The 3,550-nt window shown below is 57.9% G+C and carries 5 protein-coding genes; 2 read left to right on the top strand and 3 right to left on the bottom strand.

Annotated features, from left to right (window positions below):
* Positions 1 to 721: YjjG family noncanonical pyrimidine nucleotidase (locus AAF465_17300; GenBank protein MEM7084481.1), on the top strand; the 721-nt coding region annotated here is incomplete at its 5' end.
* Between the two features lie 188 nt (positions 722 to 909).
* Here the strand turns inward: AAF465_17300 and AAF465_17295 are convergent.
* Positions 910 to 1,788, bottom strand: coding sequence for a phytanoyl-CoA dioxygenase family protein (locus AAF465_17295; GenBank protein MEM7084480.1), 879 nt, complete (start codon positions 1,786 to 1,788; stop codon positions 910 to 912).
* Between the two features lie 3 nt (positions 1,789 to 1,791).
* Entirely contained in the window at positions 1,792 to 2,445 is a 654-nt protein-coding gene (locus tag AAF465_17290) for a hypothetical protein (protein ID MEM7084479.1), read from the bottom strand.
* Positions 2,446 to 2,482: 37 nt separating this feature from the next.
* Here AAF465_17290 and AAF465_17285 point away from each other — a divergent pair, with 37 nt between their 5' ends.
* Positions 2,483 to 3,328: a 2OG-Fe(II) oxygenase family protein gene (locus AAF465_17285; protein MEM7084478.1), complete on the top strand. Its 846-nt coding sequence runs from the start codon at positions 2,483 to 2,485 to the stop codon at positions 3,326 to 3,328.
* On the opposite strand, the gene AAF465_17280 is transcribed toward AAF465_17285, so the two are convergent.
* The coding region (locus AAF465_17280) for a nucleoside hydrolase (protein MEM7084477.1) at positions 3,318 to 3,550 on the bottom strand (233 nt) is incomplete at its 5' end. The two genes, AAF465_17285 and AAF465_17280, sit on opposite strands and share 11 nt — an antisense overlap.

Here is a 3,550-nt window from a genome sequence, read left to right as displayed (position 1 = left end):
GATTATATCGGCTCTGACGGCTAATTCTCGGATTGCGATGCGATACCCCACGATTTTGCTCGATCTTGACCATACGTTGCTGGACTCGGATGCGTCCGAAAAGGCGGCGTTCGAGCAGACGCTGCGCGCAGTCGGTGTTCAGGAACCCGCGGCGTACGTCGACGACTACCGTCGCATTAATCTGGCACTGTGGAAGCGCGTCGAACACGGTGAGCTCCGGCCGCAAGACGTGCGTAACCTGCGTTTCGAAGCCCTAATCAAAGAGCGCAATATCAACGCCGATGCGGCTGACATGGCGGATCGCTTTGTGCACGGTTTGGGTGCGAATGGCAATTTGTACGACGGCGCCTTGTTGCTGCTGCAGTCGTTGAGTGAATCCGCAAGTCTCGCGCTGGTCACGAATGGGCTGAGTGAAGTGCAGCGAGCACGCATTGCTCGAACCGGAATCGAGATGTTCTTCGATGCGATCGTCATTTCCGGCGAAGTGGGCACCGCCAAACCGGGTACTGACATATTCGACATCACATTCGAAGCGCTTGGCACGCCGGATAAAGCAGGCGCATTGATGGTCGGCGACAGTTTGTCATCCGACATTCAAGGCGGTGTGAATTACGGTATCGACACCTGCTGGTATAACCCGCACGGCAAGCCATTGGATCGGCCGGAATTGGTCACGCACGAAATCTTAACTCTGAAAGACTTGTTGAAAGTAGTGCTCTAACTGCTAACTGGGGAGACTCAGGCGCGTGCGAGACAAGGAAAGCGTGGCCGTCGCCGCTCTCGGGCGTCCGGCCCTCCGCGGCATTAGGGCATCCTGCCCGTCAAAATGCAGCGTACACGCCAGTACGTGAGGCTTTCGAGGCCGCGCTTGACGCTGTATCGTGCCGCATGAGGGTTCCCAGTGAGCAGTTAGTCGGGCATGTCGAACGAAAACCCCGTCTTAGGCCCTCGCTCTACCGGTGGCAGCGGTAGCGCATCTGTCTCGAGGGGCCAGGCCACCGGGTGCCCGGGACCGTTCACCAATTCGCCGGTTTTGTGCTCGTCGCGATCGAGGGCGAAGTAGGCTTCGTCGCGAGATCGTTTTAATCCATCGGCCATGTACGCCATGGTGAACACCCGTCGTGTCGCGTCTGTGTTGTTGGCATCGGCGCAGTGAATGGTGCAGGCGTGATGAAAGATGGCCGACCCGAGCGGCGCATCGACGCCGATCAGCGGCATCGCCGCGACCCGTTCATCGTCAAGCAAATTGAACTTGTCGCCGCCGTGCAGATGGCCGATATCGGCGAAGTCGGTGATGCCCGAAATGTGCGAGCCCTGTACGTAACTCATGCGGCCGCCGTCTGCGGCGACGTCCTGAAACGGAATCCACACGGACACGGCTTCGGGCTTATTGATCGGCCAGAACGGGTAGTCCAAATGCGCATCGGTTTGTCGCCCGCCCGGTTCTTTGTAGAGCGCCTGGTCGTGCCACAAACGCACGCGGTCGGTTTGAAGTAGCGCTGCGGCTGCGGCACAGAGCTTTTGATGAAATACGAACGGTCGGACGTCGTCGCGGTCTTCCCAGAGACGCATGCATTGCACGAAGGTCTGCTCATACAGATTCTTTTCGCCCATCGCACGATGGTCATCGGACGTGCGATAGGCCACGCCCGCGTCGACGGCCTTACCGTACGCCGCGAGTTCATCGGCAGTGAAGAAATTTTCAACACGCAGGAAACCATCGGCTGCATATTGATCAACCTGAGCCTGGGTTAATCCGGATTCTTGTAAGGCTTGTTGGTACGACATGGCCTAGTCCTTCGTCCTATATTCGATGAGCGCCCGATAAATGCGAGCGTTTAATTTGGCACCCGTAATGCCAGTATGCAACTCTGCGACGTGTGGTTCGTCGTCAACGCCAAGTTTGACGGCCAGATTGCTGCCGGTGAGCCCGCGCAGGTCCGCATTCCAAGCCATCGACGGCAGGTCCAGTACAAAGTAATGGTAGAGCTCGCGCCAGCTGCGTTCGCGGGATCGAAACAGGTGGTCAAGAAACGCGGTATCAAAATGTGAGTTAAAGGCCACCATCAGGATCTGACGTTCACCGGCGATATCGTCATGAAACTGCACCAGCTTATCGATGGCGGCGTCGGGTGAGTCGGCGCCCAGCTCCTTCCAGCGCGTCGCGTCGAACGCGTTCACGGCGCGGGCGCCCTCGTCGGTACGTTCGGGATGATCCGGCTGGATGCGGATAAACAGCTCATCGAGCGTATTGCCGTCAAGGTCGGTAATCACGACACCGATGTCGATCATCTCGTGATAGCCGGGAATCAGGCCGGTGGTTTCGACGTCGACAAACGCCAATAACCAAGCGTCCGGATCCTGGTCGGGCCAAATCTGGGCGGCCGCCGTTTGCGGCGCGGCCTGTATCAAGGCAAAACCGATTATGAGTAAGATGCTTCGCATGTGAGACAATTATAGCTCGCTCAACAGGATCCAACGGATGCACGTCCAAATCGTTGATTGTACGACCGCCGATGCCGGAGACACGTTTACGCGTTCATTGCGTGAAACGGGCTTCGCGGTGCTCAGAAACCATCCGATTCCGGCTGCCGTGTTGGAAAAGCTCCGCGATGACTGGCAGGCGTTTTTTGATAGCGACAATAAGTTTGAGTTTTTGGTTGAACAGGGCGTCGGTGAGTCCGGCCACTCAGGTTTTTTCTCCACCGCCATGTCAGAAACCGCGGTGGGTTATCCGGCTAAAGATCTGAAAGAGTTCTATCACGTCATTGCTGACGGTCTAGTGCCGCCGGGATGTAAGGACTCAACCTACGAGTATCGCGAACTCGGCTTCGAGCTCGGCCGTGAGCTGATGCGCTGGCTCAGCGATGCGATGCCGCAGGATATCGTGGCAAGTCTGTCAGAGCCGCTGCCCGGGATGATGAGTGAGGACGCTAGTGTGTTTCGTATCCTGCACTACCCGCCGTTGGATGGCAGCGAAGCCGAGCAGGCGGTGCGCGCTGCTGCGCATGAGGACATCAATTTGATCACCTTATTGCCCGCCGCGAACCATCCGGGACTTGAGGTTCAGGATACGGCGGGTAACTGGCATGCGGTGCCTTGCGATCCGGGCACGCTAGTCGTCAATAGTGGCGACATGTTGCAGGAAGCGACCGGCGGTTACTTTCCGTCAACGTCACACCGCGTGGTGAACCCCGGCGACGACATTGCCAATGCCTCACGAATCTCGGCTCCGCTATTTTTAACCGCGCGCTTCGACACGGTGCTGTCGGATCGCTACACGGCGGGCGAATACCTCGACGAGCGCCTCAAAATTATTAGCCGTTAATGCTAAGCAACGTCTTGCGATAGAGCTCGAGTACACCGGCGCTATTGACGCCGGTGCAGATCGTGTTGACGGGAAGGTCCCGCCAGTCGCCGGTTTCGTAACGGACCTCGGGATCGCTCCAAATCGTTTGTCCTAATGCCGGACCGTCGGTTACGACGCGGACGCCGGCTGCGCGGGTTTCGAACAGCTCCGGTGCGAGCACATAGGCCACGGCACTGGAGT

The organism is Pseudomonadota bacterium (genome assembly GCA_039028935.1).
GTDB lineage: Bacteria > Pseudomonadota > Gammaproteobacteria > Steroidobacterales > SZUA-146 > SZUA-146.
The sequence above is the reverse complement of the archived record's forward strand: the minus strand, read 5'-3'. Positions and strand labels throughout refer to the sequence as shown.

Excerpts from the sequence above, each read along its gene's own strand:
- AAF465_17285 (MEM7084478.1), top strand. The coding sequence starts at position 2,483 with ATGCACGTCCAAATCGTTGATTGTACGACCGCCGATGCCGGAGACACG.
- AAF465_17290 (MEM7084479.1), bottom strand. The coding sequence starts at position 2,445 with ATGCGAAGCATCTTACTCATAATCGGTTTTGCCTTGATACAGGCCGCG.
- AAF465_17295 (MEM7084480.1), bottom strand. The coding sequence starts at position 1,788 with ATGTCGTACCAACAAGCCTTACAAGAATCCGGATTAACCCAGGCTCAG.